General features: G+C 64.7%; 15 protein-coding genes. 9 read left to right on the top strand and 6 right to left on the bottom strand.

The genetic code is table 11. The annotated features are described in order from the left end of the window. The first annotated feature begins 11 nt into the window (after positions 1–11). The 8 genes from ACVINW_RS13285 to ACVINW_RS13250 all read left to right on the top strand — a co-directional run bounded on the left by ACVINW_RS13285 (position 12) and on the right by ACVINW_RS13250 (position 9361). Positions 12–1562, top strand: a complete 1551-nt coding sequence (locus tag ACVINW_RS13285; protein ID WP_456751707.1) for an AMP-binding protein — start codon at positions 12–14, stop codon at positions 1560–1562. 124 nt (positions 1563–1686) lie between these two features. Then, the gene (locus tag ACVINW_RS13280; protein ID WP_456751706.1) at positions 1687–2385 is read left to right on the top strand and encodes a DUF2270 domain-containing protein; all 699 of its coding nucleotides are present in this window, start codon (positions 1687–1689) and stop codon (positions 2383–2385) included. A gap of 79 nt (positions 2386–2464) precedes the next feature. Continuing rightward, positions 2465–3352 carry a TauD/TfdA dioxygenase family protein gene (locus tag ACVINW_RS13275; protein ID WP_456751705.1) on the top strand — a complete coding sequence of 296 codons (888 nt, stop codon included), beginning with the start codon at positions 2465–2467 and terminating at the stop codon, positions 3350–3352. A 419-nt stretch (positions 3353–3771) separates the two neighbouring features. Continuing rightward, entirely contained in the window at positions 3772–5367 is a 1596-nt protein-coding gene (locus ACVINW_RS13270; protein WP_456751704.1) for an ABC transporter substrate-binding protein, read from the top strand. A gap of 90 nt (positions 5368–5457) precedes the next feature. Then, positions 5458–6405, top strand: coding sequence for an ABC transporter permease (locus ACVINW_RS13265; protein ID WP_456751703.1), 948 nt, complete (start codon positions 5458–5460; stop codon positions 6403–6405). Positions 6406–6465: 60 nt separating this feature from the next. Then, positions 6466–7359, top strand: a complete 894-nt coding sequence (locus ACVINW_RS13260; RefSeq protein ID WP_456751702.1) for an ABC transporter permease — start codon at positions 6466–6468, stop codon at positions 7357–7359. Further along, a complete protein-coding gene (locus tag ACVINW_RS13255; RefSeq protein ID WP_456751701.1) occupies positions 7359–8372 on the top strand; it encodes an ABC transporter ATP-binding protein in 1014 nt (337 codons plus the stop codon). The genes ACVINW_RS13260 and ACVINW_RS13255 overlap by 1 nt, the downstream gene beginning before the upstream one ends. Beyond that, complete coding sequence (locus tag ACVINW_RS13250) at positions 8369–9361, top strand: ABC transporter ATP-binding protein (RefSeq protein ID WP_456751700.1); 993 nt, start codon at positions 8369–8371, stop codon at positions 9359–9361. Before ACVINW_RS13255 ends, ACVINW_RS13250 begins: the two co-directional genes overlap by 4 nt. Before the next feature lie 46 nt (positions 9362–9407). On the opposite strand, the gene ACVINW_RS13245 is transcribed toward ACVINW_RS13250, so the two are convergent. The 3 genes from ACVINW_RS13245 to ACVINW_RS13235 all read right to left on the bottom strand — a co-directional run bounded on the left by ACVINW_RS13245 (position 9408) and on the right by ACVINW_RS13235 (position 14019). Next, on the bottom strand, positions 9408–11387 hold the full coding sequence (locus ACVINW_RS13245) for an acetyl/propionyl/methylcrotonyl-CoA carboxylase subunit alpha (RefSeq protein ID WP_456751699.1): 1980 nt from the start codon (positions 11385–11387) through the stop codon (positions 9408–9410). Further along, entirely contained in the window at positions 11384–13024 is a 1641-nt protein-coding gene (locus ACVINW_RS13240; protein WP_456751698.1) for an acyl-CoA carboxylase subunit beta, read from the bottom strand. Before ACVINW_RS13240 ends, ACVINW_RS13245 begins: the two co-directional genes overlap by 4 nt. A gap of 128 nt (positions 13025–13152) precedes the next feature. After that, entirely contained in the window at positions 13153–14019 is an 867-nt protein-coding gene (locus ACVINW_RS13235; protein ID WP_456751697.1) for a 3-keto-5-aminohexanoate cleavage protein, read from the bottom strand. Positions 14020–14231: 212 nt separating this feature from the next. Here ACVINW_RS13235 and ACVINW_RS13230 point away from each other — a divergent pair, with 212 nt between their 5' ends. Beyond that, positions 14232–15455 (top strand): ABC transporter substrate-binding protein, encoded by a 1224-nt coding sequence (locus tag ACVINW_RS13230; RefSeq protein ID WP_456751696.1) that lies wholly within the window; start codon positions 14232–14234, stop codon positions 15453–15455. A 181-nt stretch (positions 15456–15636) separates the two neighbouring features. Here ACVINW_RS13230 and ACVINW_RS13225 read toward each other — a convergent pair whose 3' ends face one another. From ACVINW_RS13225 to ACVINW_RS13215, 3 genes are all read right to left on the bottom strand, one after another. Continuing rightward, positions 15637–16482 carry a helix-turn-helix domain-containing protein gene (locus ACVINW_RS13225; RefSeq protein WP_456751695.1) on the bottom strand — a complete coding sequence of 282 codons (846 nt, stop codon included), beginning with the start codon at positions 16480–16482 and terminating at the stop codon, positions 15637–15639. 117 nt (positions 16483–16599) lie between these two features. Next, entirely contained in the window at positions 16600–17256 is a 657-nt protein-coding gene (locus tag ACVINW_RS13220) for a glutathione S-transferase family protein (RefSeq protein ID WP_456756388.1), read from the bottom strand. Positions 17257–17339: 83 nt separating this feature from the next. Next, positions 17340–18476: an acyl-CoA dehydrogenase family protein gene (locus tag ACVINW_RS13215; RefSeq protein ID WP_456751694.1), complete on the bottom strand. Its 1137-nt coding sequence runs from the start codon at positions 18474–18476 to the stop codon at positions 17340–17342. Positions 18477–18540 lie beyond the last annotated feature (64 nt).

Genomic DNA, 18540 nt, shown 5'->3' with positions numbered 1-18540 from the left:
TCTGGAGTTCGATGTACACCGGCAAGCACGCTTACCTGCGCCCGCTGCAGCCCGCCTTCATCATGGCCGGCACCGGCGAGATCGTCACCTATCGCGAACTCGAGGCGCGCAGCAACCGCCTCGCGCACCTGTTCCGCAACCGCGGCATGAAGCGGCTCGATCATTATTCGATCTTCATGGAGAACAACAACCGTTACCTCGAGGCCTGTGGTGCCGGTGAGCGGTCGGGCCTCTATTTCACCTGCGTCAATTCCTTCCTCACGCCGGGCGAGCTCGCCTACATCCTGACCAACAGCCAGTCGCGGATCCTGATCACCTCGAAGCTGAAGCTCGAGATCGCACGCGAGGCACTGAAGGAGTGCCCGCAGGTCGAGCTCTGCATCGTGGTCGACGGCGACAGCGAGAGCGCGCGCATCGTCGGATTGCGCGACGCGACCGCCGGGCTGCCGGCAACGCCGATCGCGGACGAATATGCCGGCACCGCGATGCTGTATTCCTCCGGCACCACGGGCCGTCCCAAGGGCATCGTGCGGCCGCTCCCAGAGCAGCCGCCATCGCAAAACCTGCCGCTGTTCGATTTCCTGACCAAGCTCTGGCACTACCGCGAGGGCATGGTCTACCTGTCGCCGGCGCCGCTCTATCACTCGGCACCGCAGGCCGCGGTCAATCTGACCATCCGAATGGGTGGCACCGTCGTCATCATGGAGAGCTTCGATCCCGAACGGTATCTCCAGCTGGTCGAGCAATGGGGCATCACTCACAGCCAGCTGGTGCCGACGATGTTCTCGCGCATGCTGAAGCTGCCTGAGGAGGTCCGCACCCGTTACGATCTGTCGACGCTCGAGATCGCGATCCATGCCGCCGCGCCCTGCCCGGCGCTGGTCAAGGACGACATGATCAGATGGTGGGGGCCGATCATCCACGAATATTACGGCGCGACCGAAGGCCTCGGCTTCACCGCCTGCAACAGTGAGGAGTGGCTGGCGCATCGCGGCACCGTCGGCAGGGTGCTGCTCGGAGACCTGCACATTCTCGACGAGAACATGAAGCCCTGCCCGAAGGGCACGCCGGGCACCGTGTGGTTCAAGACCGCCACGCCGTTCGAATATTTCAACGATCCGGCCAAGACCAGCGAGGCGCGCTCGGCCGACGGCAGCATGAGCACGGTCGGCGACGTCGGCTATGTCGACGACGACAACTTCCTCTATCTGACCGATCGCGCCACCTTCATGATCATCTCCGGCGGCGTGAATATCTATCCGCAGGAATGCGAGAACCTCCTGATCACCCATCCCAAGGTCGCCGACGCCGCGGTGTTCGGCGTGCCCAATGTCGATCTCGGCGAGGAGGTGAAGGCGGTGGTGCAGCCGGCCGAGGGCGTGGCGCCGGGGCCGGAGCTCGCCGAGGAGCTGATCGCGTTCTGCGCCAGCTCGCTGTCGCGCCAGAAGGTGCCGCGCTCGGTGGATTTCGAGGCCGAGCTGCCGCGGCTGCCGACCGGGAAGCTCTACAAGCGCCTGCTGCGCGATCGCTACTGGGGCAACAAGACCTCGCGGATCGTCTGAGTCTGGCGGCGCGGCCAGCCGGGGCGCGCGCGGCCGGGAACGGCGGGCGACGTAACAGACTCGCCCGCCGCGCGGATTCGGCGTTATGCTCCGCCATTGCAAGCCAGCTTCGCCGGAGGCCGCCATGCCGTCGCCCCAGCCGCGCGAGCCCCAGCCGGTGCAGGCCGGAAGGCTCGAATTCACTGCCGCCGAGATCGGCGCGCTCGCCCACCTCTATCGCGGCGAAGTCTATCGCAGCACGGTCTGGCGCACCCGCCTCGACAGTTCGACCAACTGGGCGGTGGTCACGACCGGGATCGCGCTGTCGGCGACCTATAGCAACGCGGATGCTTCGCCCCTGCCGATGGTGCTGGTCGGCCTGCTGGTCACCGTCTTCCTGCTGTTCGAAGCAAGGCGCTATCGCTACTTCAATGTGTGGCGCGCCCGGGCACGACTGCTCGAAACTGATTTCTACGCGCCGATGATCCGCGGCGAAGATCCCTCGCCGACTGCGCCATGGACTGAGCTGCTCGCCAACGACTATCGCAAACCGAGCTATCACATCAGCTTTGCGCGTGCGGTCGGCCGGCGGCTGCGCCGGACTTATGGCTGGATCTTCGCGATCCAGGCCATTGCCTATTACGGCAAGCTTGCGATCCATCCGCTGCCGCTGACCACGATGAGCGCGATCTGGGACCGCGCTTCGATCGGCCCGATACCCGGAGAGATCGTGATCCTGGCCGGCGTTGCGTTTCACGCCAGCTGGGCGCTGTTCGCCTTCGTCACGCAACGCATCGAGGTCGCCGATCGGCGCGCGCGGCACAATCTGATCGCGATGGGGTGAGGCGGCGTGGGCCGCGTTGCCGCCGGCGAGCTTTTCCCCTAACCTCGGCCCAACAAGAAAAGTCAGGGAGAATGTGCCGATGGAAGTGATTCCACTCAAGCCGGGCTTCGGCGCCGAACTGCGCGGCGTGACGCTGTCGGATGTCGCGGCCAGCGATGCGGCCTATGCCGCGGTGCGCGCGGCGTTCGAGGAACATTCGGTGCTGGTGTTCCGCGGCCAGGAGGTCAGCGACGACATCCAGCTCGCCTTTTCGCGCCGCTTCGGTCCGCCCGAGACGACCAAGGTCGGCTCGATGGGCACCGGCTCGCATTTCGTGATCCTCTCGACCTTCGGGCCCGACGGCAAGGTGGTGCCATCCGACCACCGGCAGCAGCTGCGCGCCCGGGCCAACCAGCTCTGGCACACCGACTCGTCCTTCAAGCGCGTGCCGGCGCTGACCTCGATCCTGTCGGCGCGCATCATCCCCGAACATGGCGGCGAGACCGAGTTCGTCTCGATGCGGCTGGCCTTCGAGCGGCTCGACAAGGATGTGGCGAAGCGGCTGGAGAACTCGTTCGCCTGGCACTCCTACGCGCACTCGCGCAGCAAGGTCGCAGCCGGCCTCGCGACATCAGAGGAAGTCGATGCACTGCCGCCGGTGTGCTGGCGCATGGTGTGGCGCAATCCGGTCAACGGCCGCGGCGCGCTGTATCTCGCCTCCCACGCCTATGGCGTCGAGGGCATGGATGCCGAGGCCGGCAAGGCGCTGATCGAGCAACTGACCGAGGCTGCGACCGCGCCCGGCGTCAGCTATCTGCATCAATGGAAGCAGGGCGATGTCGTGATGTGGGACAACCGCGCCACCATGCATCGCGGCCGCCCCTGGCCGGCACATGAAGGCCGCCTGATGATCCGCACCACGATCTCGGCGACGGATGCCGATGGCGTCGCGAGCGTGAGCCCACCCTCGTCGCAGGCGGCGGAGTGAAGGACGACAATGCTCTCTCACCGTCATCCTGAGGAGCGCGCTCTTGCGCGCGTCTCGAAGGATCGGCGGCCGCCAGCGGGGCCGTTCATCCTTCGAGACGCGCTTCGCGCTCCTCAGGATGACGGAGAACGAATCGGCAGCCACACCGTAATCGGCGACAAACTGTCGCTGATAGCGGACTGCTTCACAGCGCACGCGTCGGCGCTCGCAATCGAATTCAAGCGGAGATGCGTCACTGCATAGCAAAACAACCCGAGTTCCGCGCCATCACAGTCAATATTCCCAGTCCGTGGAAATTTTAATGCACTCGCGTCATCCGAATTGCCAATCCCTTCGCGGCCCTCGCTGGTTGCCCGACAGGCTCACCGTGGTATCGTCGATGCCAATCGGCCATTGAGACCGACATGCGGGAGGGGACCATGCGGAGCGTGCAAGCGCTGGCCGTTGCGGTGTTGTCTGTGTTGACCGTCAGTGACGTATCACGTGCAGCCGAGCCGAAATCCGGCGGCATCTTCAGGATCTATCACCGCGACAGTCCCGGAAGTGCCTCGATCCACGAGGGCGCGACCTATTCGCTGAACGTTCCGTTCATGCCGATCTTCAACAACCTCGTCATCTTCGACCAGCACATCGCCCAGAACAGCACCAGCACGATCCGGCCCGAGCTCGCGGAAAGCTGGGCCTGGAGCGGCGACAACAAGACGCTGACCTTCAAGCTGCGCAAGGACGTGAAGTGGCATGACGGCAAGCCGTTCACCGCGGCCGACGTCAAATGCACCTTCGACATGCTGATGGGCAAGTCGCAGCAGAAGTTGCGGCAGAACCCGCGCAAGTCCTGGTACGACCAAGTCGACGAGGTGACCACCAACGGCGACTATGAGGCGTCGTTCAAGCTGAAGCGGCCGCAGCCGGCGCTATTGTCGCTGCTCGCCTCGGGCTATTCGCCGGTCTATCCCTGCCATGTGTCGCCGGCAGAGATGCGTACCAAGCCTGTCGGCACCGGGCCGTTCAAGTTCGTCGAGTTCAAGGCCAACGAATCGATCAAGCTCACGAAAAACCCCGATTACTTCAAGAAGGGCCTGCCCTATCTCGACGGCATCGAGTTCACCATCATCCCGAACCGTTCGACCGCGATCCTCGGCTTCGTCTCCGGCAAGTTCGATATGACGTTCCCGACCGAGGTATCAATCCCGCTGCTCAAGGACGTCAAGTCGCAGGACCCGAATGCGGTCTGCGTGGTGGAGCCGAACAACGTCTCCACCAACATCATCATCAATTCGACCGCACCGCCATTCGACAACCTCGATGTCCGCCGCGCGCTGGCGCTGGCGCTCGACCGCAAGGCGTTCATCCAGATCATGTTCGAGGGCCAGGGCGACATCGGCGGCACCATGGAGCCGGCGCCGGACGGGTTGTGGGCGATGCCGAAGGACATGCTGGAATCCATCCCCGGCTACGGTCCCGATGTCGAGAAGAACCGCGAGGAAGCCCGCAAGCTGATGCAGAAGGCGGGCTATGGCCCGGACAAGCATCTGCAGATCAAGGTGTCGACCCGCAACATCGCAGTCTACCGCGATCCCGCGATCATCCTGATCGACCAGATCAAGAGCATCTATATCGACGCCGAGCTCGACGTCGTCGACACCGCGCAATGGTTCCCGAAGATCGCCCGCAAGGACTACTCGCTCGGCCTCAACCTCACCGGCAACGCCGTCGACGAACCGGACCAATCGTTCTACGAGAATTATGCCTGCGGCTCGGAGCGGAACTACACCAATTATTGCAACAAGGAGATCGAGAAGCTGTTCGACCAGCAGTCCGAGGAGACCAACCTCGACAAGCGCAAGAAATTGGTCTGGGAGATCGACAAGAAGCTGCAAGAGGATGTCGCGCGTCCGATCATCTTCCATGCCCGCACCGGCACCTGCTGGAAGCCTTACGTGAAGAATGTCACGATCATGTCCAACAGCTCGTATAACGGCTATCGTTACGAGGACGTCTGGCTGGATAAATAGTCATAGCGTTTTCGAGCGAAGTGGATACCGGTTCGCGTCTAGAAAACGCGTCAAAAGAAAGCCACAGGCGAGATCAGGGAGAGAGCCAGGGTGTTTGCCTATATCGTGCGGCGGCTGTTCCTGATGCTCGTGACCCTGTTCGGGATCTCGGTCATCATCTTCGTGCTGCTGCGCGTGGTGCCTGGCAACATCGTCGACATCCTGTTCGACGCCGCGGGCTTCGTCGATCCCGCCGACAAGGCCAATCTCGAGCGCGAGCTTGGCCTGAGCCAGCCGATCGTGATCCAGTATCTGCATTGGATCGGCGGCCTCTTGCACGGCGACCTCGGCTATTCCTACGTCTCGGAGAAACCGGCGCTGGAGGAGATCCTGCCGCGGATTCCGATCACCGCGCGGCTGGCGGGACTTGCGCTGCTGTTCTCCGCCTCGATCGGCATCCCGCTCGGCGTGATCAGCGCCGTGCATCAGGGCTCGAAACTCGATTATGCGCTGCGCGTCGTCAGCCTCAGCGGCCTGTCGCTGCCGTCGTTCTGGCTCGGGTTGTTGATCCTGATGGCTTCGGTCTCGCTGTTCGGCACCATGCCGATCTTCAATCCGAACCCGACGACCTGGCTCGAGGCGCTGACCATCTATGCGGTGCCGGCAATGGCGGTCGGCTTCCGCAGCGCGGCGCTGACCATGCGCATCACCCGCTCCTCGATGCTGGAGATCCTGCGCCAGGACTATATCCGCACCGCGCGCGCCAAGGGCGCCTCCGAGGCCTCGGTGAACTATCACCACGCGCTGAAGAACGCGGTGCTGCCGGTGATCACCGTGGTCGGCATCGAGGCCGCGTTCCTGATCGGCGGCCTGATCGTGACCGAGACCGTTTTCAACATACCCGGCATCGCACGCTTCCTGGTCGAGGCGCTGCGCTGGCGCGACTACCCGATTGTGCAGAACCTCGTGATGTTCATCGCGGTCGTCGTCGTCGTGGTGAATTTCATCGTCGACATGCTTTATGCGGCGATCGATCCACGTATCCGGTTCGGAGACTAGCATGATCAGGAAAGTGGAAACCGGTTTTCCGATATGATCATGCTCAACTAAAGAGGCGGCGTGGCGACCATCAACTTCGAAAGTGAATTGCGACGCGCCGGGGCCAACGCCACCGGCGGCTGGGGACGGTTTGCGTTCCTGGCGCAGCGACACGTGCTCGGCACGATCGGCCTTGTCATCATGCTGTTGTTCATGCTGACCGCGATCTTCGCCGACGTCATCAGCCGCTACGATCCGCTGACCGTCGATTCCGCACACCGCCTGGCCGCCCCCTCCGCGCTGCACTGGTTCGGCACCGACTCCTTCGGCCGCGACGTCTGGAGCCGCATCATCCATGGCGCGCGGATCTCGCTCGCGGTCGGCATCGGCTCCACGATGCTTGGCGCCACGCTGGGCGTGATCGTCGGCCTCGCCTCCGGATATCTCTCCGGCTGGGTCGATCTCGTGTTCCAGCGCGTGACCGATATCCTGCAATCGCTGCCGCTGCTGGTGCTCGCGCTGGTGATGACGGCGGCGCTCGGCCCCTCGCTGCCCAACGTGATCCTCGCGATCGCCATCCCCCTGATCCCGACCGTTGCCCGTGTGATCCGCGCCAACACGCTGGCGCTCCGCGAACAGCCGTTCGTGGAAGCCGCCAAATCGATCGGCATGAGCGAGATGCGGATCGCGCTGCGCCACGTGCTGCCGAACACCATCGCCCCCTTGATCGTGCTCGCCACCGCGCAGCTCGGCTCGACCATCCTGACCGAGGCATCGCTGTCGTTCCTTGGCCTCGGCATCCCCGAACCCTATCCGTCATGGGGCCGCATGCTGTCGGAATCCGCCGCCGAATATGTCCGCACCGCGCCGTGGCTGGTGATCTTTCCCGGCATCGCGATCAGCCTCGCGGTGTTCGGCACCAATCTGTTCGGCGACGCGCTGCGCGACATCCTCGATCCGAGGCAGCGCGGCTGATGACCGAGGCTAAGACGCTCGATACGGTTCTCGAGGTGAAGAACCTGCAAACGGTGTTCTTCACCAACTCCGGCCTGTTCCGCGCTGTCGATGACGTCTCGTTCTCGGTCCGCCGCGGCGAGACGCTGGCGATCGTCGGCGAGTCCGGCTGCGGCAAGAGCGTCAGCGCGCTCTCGATCATGCGCCTGGTGCCCGATCCGCCCGGCCGCATCGTCGGTGGCTCGGTGACACTCGAAGGCACCGACCTGTTGAAGCTCGACGATGCCGCGATGCGCGACATCAGGGGCAACCGCATCTCGATGATCTTCCAGGAGCCGATGACCTCGCTCAATCCGGTGATGCGGATCGGCGACCAGATCATCGAGGCGGTGCGGCTACACCAGAACGTGAGCGGCAACGAAGCCTGGAAACAAGCCGTCGACATGCTGCGGCTGGTGCGCATTCCGGAGCCGGAGCGCCGCGCCCAGGAATATCCGCACCAGCTCTCCGGCGGCATGCGCCAGCGCGCGATGATCGCGATGGCGCTGGCGTGCCGGCCGGCGCTATTGATCGCGGACGAACCGACCACCGCACTCGACGTCACCATCCAGGCGCAGATCCTGGCGTTGATTGTCGATCTGCAGCAGCGGCTCGGCACCGGGCTGATCCTGATCACCCATGATCTCGGCGTCGTCGCGCAGACCGCGCAGCGCGTGATCGTGATGTATGCCGGCAAGAAGGTCGAAGAGGCGACGGTCGAATCGCTGTTCGAGACGCCGCTGCATCCCTACACCCGCGGGCTGATGGCCTCGATGCCGGCCGTGATCGCGCTCGGCGCAGAGAGCGACGCACGGCTGAACGAAATTCCCGGCATGGTGCCGTCGCTGACCAACCTGCCGCCCGGCTGCGCCTTTGCGCCGCGCTGCAAGCTGGCTATCGATCGCTGCCGCCAGGAATATCCGCCGCTCGACGAGGTCAGACCCAACCACTGGGCGGCATGCTGGCGCGCCGGCGACCTGGCGGAGGCGTCATGACCACGCAACGCCCGCTCCTCGAGGTCACCGATCTCGTCAAGCATTATGCGGTGCGCGGCGGCGTGCTGCGCCGGCAGGTCGGCACCGTGCATGCGGTCGACGGCGTCAGCTTTGCGCTCGGCGCCGGCGAGACGCTCGGCCTGGTCGGCGAATCCGGCTGCGGAAAGTCGACGGTGGCGCGCACCGTGCTGCGGCTGGTCGAGCCGACCAGCGGTGCGATCAAGCTCGACGGCGAGGATATCGCGCCGCTCAGCAAGACCGCGCTGCGGCCGCATCGCCGCTCGATGCAGATCGTGTTCCAGGACCCGTTCGCCTCGCTCAACCCGCGCATGACGGCCGGCGACATCGTCGGCGAGCCCTTGAGCGTGCACGGCATCGCGACCGGCGCGAAGAAGCAGGAGCGCATCGCGGAGCTGTTCCAGCAGGTCGGGCTGCGGCCCGACCAGATGAAGAACTTTCCGCACCAGTTCTCCGGCGGCCAGCGCCAGCGCATCTGCATCGCGCGCGCGCTGTCGCTTGGGCCGCGGCTGATCGTCTGCGACGAGCCGGTCTCGGCGCTCGACGTCTCGATCCAGGCGCAGGTGATCAATCTGTTGATCGACCTGCAGCGCAGGCAGAACTTTTCCTACCTGTTCATCGCGCACGACCTCGCGGTCGTCGCCCATATCAGCCACCGCGTCGCGGTGATGTATCTCGGCCGTATTGTCGAGATCGCCGACAAGCACGAGCTGTTTGCCAATCCGCGCCATCCCTATACGCAAGCCTTGCTCGCCTCGGTGCCGATCGCCGATCCGAAGGCCAGGCGCACCGCGCCACTGATCGACGGCGACGTGCCGAGCCCGATCAACCCGCCGTCAGGCTGCGCCTTCCACACCCGATGCCGCTGCGCGATCGATCACTGCAAGACCGAGCGGCCGGCGCTGCAGGCAGCCGGCCCCGGGCATCAGGTAGCGTGCTGGCTGAATGATGGGACGGGGCGGAGCGAATAGAGCTGTCGTCCCTGCGAAAGCAGGGACCCAGCGGTTATGACAGCGGCTACGCCGCCGTCTCGATCTCCACCACGATCTTCCCCGTTGTCACCTGCTCGCCCTCGGCGACGTCAATGGAGGACACCGTGCCCGCGACACCAGCGGTATGGACGTGCTCCATCTTCATCGCCTCCAGCGTCATGACAGGTTGGCCCGCCGCGACCTTGTCGCCGGCCTTCACCAAGACCGCGACGACCCGACCGTTCATCGCGGCGCGGACCTTGCCGTCGCCGCCGGCGGTTGACGCGCTCTCGGGCGGCGCGAGCGTGAGATCGCGGGCTGACAGCGTGACGCCGCGATGCAGGACAAAGAGCCGGTCGCCGTCGCGCAGGAATTTGGCCTGCTCCATCACGCCATCATGGTGGAAGCGGATGCTGTCTTGATCCAGCTCGTCGATCACGAAGCTGAAGCGATCGCCATTGCGGGCCGCGAGATAACTGCCGTCGCGCTCGCGGACGATCTCGATCTCCTGCACGCCGTGGCCGAGGTCGATCCGCAGGCCGAGCGGGAATGTCGCAGCCAGCGACCGGCCGCGCTGCCATGGCGGCGCATGCGGATTGGTGACATAGAGCAGCAGTGCCGCCAGCGCGAGATCGCTGCTGCGATCGGGCCGCGGCGCCAGCAGCGCCTCGCGATTATTGCCGATGAAGGCGGTGGTCGCCTCGCCCTTGGCGAACACCGGGTGGCGCAGGCAGTCGATCAGGAAGCCCTGGTTGGTGGTGACGCCAAACGCCGTGACCTGCTCCAGGGCTGAGATCAGCTTGCCGCGCGCCTCGTCGCGGGTGGCGCCATGGCTGATGACCTTGGCGATCATCGAATCATAGAACGGCGGAATCTCCGAGCCCGACTGCAGCGCGTGTTCGACGCGGATGCCATCGGGTATCTGCCACCGCGCCATCGACCCGGATTGCGGCATGAAGTCGTGCCCGGCATCCTCCGAGCACAGCCGCACCTCGATGGCATGGCCGGAAAAGGTGACGTCCTCCTGCTTCACACCGAGCGGCTCGCCGCGCGCGACCCGCAACTGCAATTCCACGAGATCGAGTCCGGTGATCGCCTCGGTGACGGGATGTTCGACCTGCAGCCGTGTGTTCATCTCCATGAAGTAGAAATTGCCAGCGCGATCGAGCAGGAATTCCAGCGTGCCAGCGCCCTCATAGCCGATCGCTTTCACCGCCTGGACGGCGACCGCACCCATCCGCGCGCGCAACTCCGGTGTCACCGCCGGCGACGGCGCCTCCTCGATGAGCTTCTGGTGCCGCCGCTGCACCGAACAATCACGCTCGCCGAGATGGATGGCATTGCCATGGCGATCACCGAACACCTGGATCTCGATATGGCGGGGATCGACGATCGCCCGCTCCAAAATCACGGTGGGATCACCGAACGCGCCTTGCGCCTCCGAGCGCGCGCTGCGCAGCGCATCAGGAAACGCCGCAGTATCCACAACCAGCCGCATGCCGCGGCCGCCGCCGCCGGCGACCGCCTTGATCATGACCGGAAAGCCAATCGCCTTGGCTTCCGCCAGCATCACGGCGTCACTCTGATCGGCGCCCTGATAACCGGGCACGCAGGGCACCCCGGCCTTTTGCATGATATCCTTGGCGCCGGCCTTGTTGCCCATCGCCAGGATCGCTTCCGGCGACGGCCCGATGAACACCAGCCCCTCATCGCGGCAGGCCTGCGCAAAGTCCTCGTTCTCGGCGAGGAAACCGTAACCGGGATGCACCGCGCTGGCGCCGCTCGCCTTGGCGGCTGCGATGATCGCGTCGATCTTCAGATAGGATTGCGCCGGCAATGCCTCGCCGATCCGCACCGCCTGATCGGCCTCGCGCACATGCAGTGCATCACGGTCGGCATCCGAATAGACCGCGACGACACCATAGCCGAGCCGCCGCGCCGAGCGCATGATGCGCAGCGCGATCTCGCCGCGGTTGGCGACCAGGATCTTGAAGAACGGCGTCCGCTTCACGATGGTACCGCTCATGGCCGCGCCACCGAGAACTGCATGCGCTGCGGGGTGCGTGCCTCGGCCTCGCGGCAGATCGAAAGTATCTCGGACAGCACCGTCCGCGTATCGCGCGGATCGATCACGCCGTCGTCGAGCACGCGGGCGCTGGTCGAGAACACGTCCATCTGGCCGTCGAACACGCCTGATATCTGCGCCTTCATCGCCTCCAGCTTCTCCCTCTCGATCGGTTTGCCGCGCCTGATGGCAGCGGCCTCGGTGACGATTGCCATGGTTTCGGCAGCCTGCTCGCCGCCCATCACGGCGGTCTTGGCATTCGGCCAGGAGAAGCAGAAGCGCGGATGGAAGCCGCGGCCGCACATGCCGTAATTGCCGGCGCCGAACGAGGCGCCGCAGTATAGCGTGATCTGCGGCACCGTCGCCGACGTCACCGCCTGGATCATCTTCGAGCCGTGCTTGATCATGCCGGCCTCTTCATAGGCCTTGCCCACCATGTAGCCGGTGGTGTTGTTCATGTAGAGGATCGGCGTGCGCGACTGGCAGCAAGCCTGGATGAAGTGCGTCGCCTTGTTGGCGCCGGGCACGTCGAGCGGGCCGTTGTTGGTGATGATGCCGATCGCTTGGCCTTGGATGCGGGCATGGCCGCAGACCGTCGCCGGGCCGTAATTGGCGCCAAACTCGGTGAAGTCGGAATCATCGATGAAGCGCGCGATCGCCTGGCGCATGTCGACGGGGCGCTTGTGGTCCATCGGCATGATGCCGAGGAGTTCTTCGGCATCGTAGCGCGGCGGCTTGAACGCGGCTGGCGTCGGCGCCGGCCGGTCGCGAGGACGATCCCAAAGACGATCCCATGGCAGCTTGGCCATGATCTCGCGCGCGATGCGCAGCGCATCGCGGTCATCCTCGGCAAGGTAATCGCCGAGGCCGGAGACCTGGGTGTGCATCTCGGCGCCACCGAGCTCCTCTTCGGTCGCGATCTCGCCGGTGGCAGCCTTGAGCAGAGGCGGTCCGGCGAGGAACGCGCGGGTGCGGCCGCGCACCATCACGATGTAGTCGGAGAGGCCGGTCTGGTAGGCGCCGCCCGCGGTCGAAGAGCCGTGGGTAACGGTAACGACAGGGAGCCCCGCCGCCGACAGCCGCGCCAGATTGCGGAAGATGTTGCCGCCGCGGACGAAATCCTCGACCCGGTAACGCAGCAGGTTGGCGCCGGCGCTCTCGACCAGCTGCACATAGGGCAGCTTGTTCTCCAGCGCGAGCTCCTGCACCCGCAGCGTCTTGTCGAGACCATAGGGCTGCAGCGCGCCGGCATCGATGCCGGAATCGTTGGCGCTGACCATGCAGCGAATGCCGGAGACGAAGCCGATGCCGGCGACCAGCCCGCCGCCGGGCACGCTCTTGTCCGGATCCGGCACGTCGAACATGTAACCGGCGAGCGTCGACAGTTCGAGGAACGGCGAGCCGGGATCGAGCACCAGCGCGACGCGCTCGCGCGGCAACAGCTGCCCGCGCTTGTGGAAGCGGTCCTTTGCCGCGGCCGACGCTGCGCGCGTCCGCTCCTCCAGCCCGCGCATCCGGGCAATCAGGGCGAGCATGCCATCGCGATTGCCCAGGAACGCGGCGCTGCCGGTGGAAATTGCGTTCTCGATGATGGCCATCAACCCTGCTCCTCACTCGCTGTCATTCCGGGGCAGCCCGAAGGGCTGAGCCCGGAATCCATGGCGCGACAGGACATGCGGCCTGATGGATTCCAGGCTCGCGCTGCGTGCGCCCCAGAATGACAGCCCTAGTGCCTGACCCCAAAAATCTGCCGCGCTTCCGCGGGGCTCGCGATCTCGCGGCCGGCGCGCCGCGCGCAGGCGGCGAGGCCTTCGACGAGCTGCCCGTTCGACGTCACCTTGGTGCCGTCACCGAGATAGAACGTATCTTCCAGCCCGCTGCGCAGATGGCCCCCCAGATCGGCGGCGTGCTGGTGCAGCGGCCAGATCTCGGCGCGGCCGATCGCGGTGACCTGCCAATGCGCGTCAGGCGCCTTCAGCTTGAGCAAGATCGGCAACAGCTCAGGATCCGCCGGCATTCCCGAGGCGACGCCCATCACGAAATTGTATTCGAGCGGCCCGGAATACATCCCGGTCTGCCGGTACATGCCGACGCAGCGCACGATGCCGACATCGAAGCATTCGAATTCGGGAATGGTGCCGGCGGCCTTCATCACGTCGAGATAGTCCTGCACCTTCTCGACCGCGTTATCGAACATCATCGGCGGCCAGGCCCAGGTGTTGTCGGCCTTGACCTTGAGATAATTCAGCGAGCCGGCATTGCAGGCCGCGATCTCGGGTCTGGTCTCGCGCACGCAATCGAGCGCGCCCTGGTAGTTCGGACCTGACGTGCCGGTGGTGTGGTTGATGATCACGCCGGGGCAGGCCTCGCGGATCGCCTGCTGGATCTCCTTGCTGACGGCCACTTCCCATGACGGCAGGTGGCCCTTGTTGGGCGCCTGCTGACGCAGGTGAATGTGCATGATGCTGGCGCCGGCGTTGAATGCGGCCTTGGCCTCGCGCGCCATTTCTTCCGGCGTCACCGGGACGTTGTGCTGCTTCGGGTCGGTCAGCACGCCGTTCAGCGCGCAGGTGATGACAGCCTTGTCGCTCATGGTCTGTTGTCCGCTTTGCAGCGCACATGCGCTGCTGATTTTCCCATGATGAGAAATTTGCCTTCGCACCATCTTGCGTTGACTGGCTAAGAGGATGCGATCACGTCGGAATCGGCTGTCAGCCGGTTAACACAAGACGCAACGTCCACATGATGCGTAACCTTGCTGCAAAGCAAAGCGGCGCAACAAGCCGGCATCACGGGGAGAACGTCATGGTCTCGATCAACCGGCGCACCTGGCTCGCGAGTGCGGCAGGCGCGGGACTTGCCGCCGTCGGAGGCCTCAGGCCCTTGCTCGCCGAGGACACGCCCGGCGTCACCGCGACCGAGATCAGGATCGGCAGCACCACTTCCCTGAGCGGACCGGTGTCCGCGCTCGGCGTGCAGGCGCGCTGCCAGGAAGCCTATTTCAAGATGCTGAACGAGCAGGGCGGCATCGCCGGCCGGCAGATCAAGTACATCTATTACGACGACGCGTTCAATCCGGCGAAGACGGTCGAGCAGGTGCGCCGCCTGATCGAGAGCGACAATGTCGCCTTCCTGTTCAACATGCTCGGCACTGCGCCGAACTCGGCCGTCGTCAAATACATCAACGCCGCCAAGGTGCCGCATCTGTTCCTGTCGGTGAATGGCGACAAATGGGGTGATTACAAATCCTATCCCTGGACCATGGGCTTTGCGCCCAGCGCGCGGACCGAGGCGCAGGTGTTCGTCAAATATGCGCTGAGTCAACACAAGGACGCCAAAATCGCGGTGCTCTACCAGAATGACGATCTCGGCAAGGATTTCGTCGCCGGCACCAAGGATGTGTTGGGCGAGCGGTTCGCGACGTCGGCCGTGGTGGCCTCTCATGAGGTCACCGATCCTACGATCGATTCCCAGATCGTCGCGCTGCGCGGCGCCAACCCCGACGTGCTGATCTCGGGCACCACGGCAAAGTTCTGCGCGCAATCGATCCGCAAGATCTACGAGCTTGGCTGGAAGCCGATGCACTTCATCGCGAGCGGCGCAGCGTCGTTGTCCTCGACCATCGTCCCCGTCGGTCTCGACAAGGCGCAGGGCACAATCTCGTCGGCCTATATCAAGGACGTTGCCGACCCTGCCTGGGCCAATGACCAAGGCGTGAAGGATTTCCTCGCATTCATGGAAAAATACTTCCCCGACGGCAATCCGAAGGAAGGCTACAATCTTTACGCCTATATGGTGGCGAACGTGCTCAAGATCGTGCTCGAGCAGTGCAAGGGCAATTTCAGCCGCGACAACATCATGGCGCAGGCGAACAATCTCAGGGACGTTTATGTCCCGACGCTATTGCCCGGCATCAAGGTCAACACCAGCCCGACCAATCACCACCCGCTGCAGCAGCTGCAGCTCCAACGGATCGAGGGGCCAGGCTGGTTGCGATTCGGCGAGGTGATCCAGGGCGCGAATTTGTAGCCTTCGTCCCGGCGTCCGCCGCCGTCGCCCGTCCTCCCCTTCCGCCTGAAAGAAAGAAGGTCGGGATGGGTCAGCCGCAAGCGACGCTGCAAGCGGAGAGATTTGATCCCCACCCGCTTTTTCAAGGGGAGGTTAAGTCACAGCCTGCATGCAGCGAAACGCAACCCGCCGGGACGCCGATCTAGGTCAACGCGCGCTCGTTCGCCGCTTGCCCCGTCCGATAGATCGCGAGGTCACGCGAGCCGGAGAAGATCGCGCGCGGCTTCAAGCCGTAGAAGCGGCGGATCGAGTGGCTGAAATGGGTCGAGTCGGGATAACCGATGTCCTGCGCGAGATGCGCGAGGTTGATGTCCTGGTTGGCAAAGTGCAGCAGATACCGCGCGCGCTTCCAGGCACGGAAGGACCGGAACGAGATCCCGGTCTCCTCCTTGAATAGATGCAGGAAGCGCGACGGCGACAGGCCGGCCTCGGCAGCGCAGCCGGCGGCCGTCACCGGCTCGCCGGAAAATTGTCCGATGCGGCCGATCGCGCGCACGACGCGCGGATCGAGCACGCGCTGCGGCAGCGCATCGCCGAAGCACATGGTGTCGAACTCGGCATTCGCGATCGCGTCGCGATGCTGCATCTCGGCGAGCGTCGCATAGGCGTTGCGAATCCGGTTCGCAAACAAATGCGAGTCGGGTCCTTGCAGACGGCGAGCGACGGCTTCCAGCGTGCCATCGGGCACGCTCTCCGGCTCGATCGCAACGCAGATCGCGGAGGGATGTTCGCTGGTGATGGTGTGGCGCAGGTTCGGCATCGTCACCGCGAGCTCGCCGTGGGACTCGCGCCCCTCGCTGGTCGACAGATGCAACCCGTCGCGGATTGCGACATAGACATGGAATGCGCCCGGACAGCGCTCGCGCGGACGGCCGAGCAGCCCGGCATAGAACACCCGCTCCGGCGTGATCAGCATCCGATGGCCGGACTGCTGCTGGCCGGAATGGCGAGCGGATTCCTTGCACTTCGCGTCCACGATCGCGTCCATGGCGGTTCCTCCTCGCGCGGCTCTTTGGGCCGCTGCGGCGGGGTTACCATAGCGCAAATTCGCGGACTGTCACCGGCGCGAAATGTCGTCATTCCGGGCGCATCGACGCCGGCGAGATTAAGGCCGCGCCCGCGGCGCAACGTTCTGTTCCAGCCCGGCTTTTTGCTCCGCCGCCACCGCGTGCCGGTAACCGTCGCGTTGCTGCAGCCGCGCCCAATAGGCCGCGACATTCGGCCCGAAATCCTTGGCAAGGCCGATATTGCTGGCGAGCCGCAGCGCATAGCCATTTGCAATGTCCGCAGCGGTGAAGCGTTCCGCGCAGAGGAATTCCGACTTGGCGGCGGCGGCCTCCACCGCGCGCAGCCGGCCCAGGAACCATTTTGCATAATCGCCCGAGACCTGCGGATTGCGCCGCTCCTCCGGCTCGAGCTGGCTGTAACGCAGCACCAAGGTCTGCGGAAAGGTCAGCGTCGCGTCGGAAAAATACATCCAGTTCAGGAACGCGCCATAGGCCGGCTCGTCGACGCTGACGATGAGCGACGTCGGACCGTACTTGGTGCCGAGGTAATGGCAGATGCCGGAGGACTCCGTCATCTTGGTCTCGCCATCGACCATGAACGGGATGGTGCCGAGCGGATTGATGCCGAGATACTCCTTGGCGAACACGCGCGGCGGAAACGGCAGCATCTTCAGCTCATAGGGCAGCCCGAGCTCCTCCAGCATCCACAGCGGACGGAACGAGCGCGCGGCATCGCAGTGATAGAGCGTGATCATCTCAGGCATTCCCCTTGTGGTCTATCCCTTGTCATTCCGGGGCGGCCACGCAGCGGACGAACCCGGAATGACGGGAAACTCTGTTACAACCCCATCTGCCTTGACGCGAGATCCTTCATGATCTCCTCGGTGCCGCCGCCGATGGCGTTGACCTTGACTTCGCGGTAGATGCGCTCGACCTTGACCCCGCGCATGAAGCCGGCACCGCCGAAGATCTGCACCGCTTCCGAGGCGCAGTGCGCCATGGTCTGGGTCGCCTGGTTCTTCATCATGCAGATCTCGGCGACCGGGCTTTCGCCCTGGCCGAGCCGCCACGCCAGCATTTCCAGCATCGCCTGCGAAGCCGCGACCTTCTGCGCCATGTCGACGATCTTGTGCCGGATGACTTGATGTTGCGCGATCGGCTTGCCGAAGGTCTTGCGCTCCTTGGCATAGGCGATCGCCTCGTCGAGGCAGACCCGCGCAGACGCGGTGCAGCCGGCCGCCATGCCCATGCGCTCGCTGTTGAAGTTCTGCATGGTGATCTTGAAGCCCTGGCCTTCCTCGCCGATCAGATTCTCGACCGGCACCCGGCATTCGTCGAAATGAAGCGTCGCGGTGTCCGACGCCCACCAGCCCATCTTCTTCAGTCTGGTCCGGGAGAGACCCGGCGTATCGCCTTCGATCAACAGCAGGCTGACACCGCCCGGCCCCTCGCCGCCGGTGCGCACCGCGACCGTCAGATAGTCGGCGCGCATGCCCGAGGTGATGAAGGTCTTCTCGCCAGAGACGACATAATGGTCGCCGTCGCGCCGCGCCCTGGTGCGGAGGTTCGCGACATCGGAACCGCCGCTCGGCTCGGTGATCGCGAGTGCGGAGATCTTCCTGCCCGCGAGCACCTCCGGCAGCACGCGCGCCTTGACCTCGGGCCGCGCGGCACGGGCGATCGGCGGCGAGCCGATGGTGTGGCTCATCAGGCTGGCGGAAACGCCGCCGGCGCCGGCCCGCGCCAGCTCCTGCGAGGCCACGATCTTCATGAACTGGTCGGCGGCGATCCCGCCATATTCCTCCGGAAAGCCGAGGCCGAGCAGCCCGATCTCGGACGCCTTGGCATAGAGTTCGCGCGGAAACTCGCCCTCCTCGTCCCATTGATGGGCAAATGGCTCGATCTCCCTGACAACAAAGCGCCGCATCACCTCGCGAAAGGCTTCATGCTCGCCGGTGTAGAACGGGTTTGCCATCCCGGTGCTCCATGGATCCAATACTGGAGCGAGAGTGTCCGCATCGAGCGAGGTAGACTTGCGT

Source organism: Bradyrhizobium sp. USDA 4461, assembly GCF_054055655.1.
Note: the sequence above shows the minus strand (reverse complement) of the source record. Positions and strands in the feature narration are given on the sequence as shown.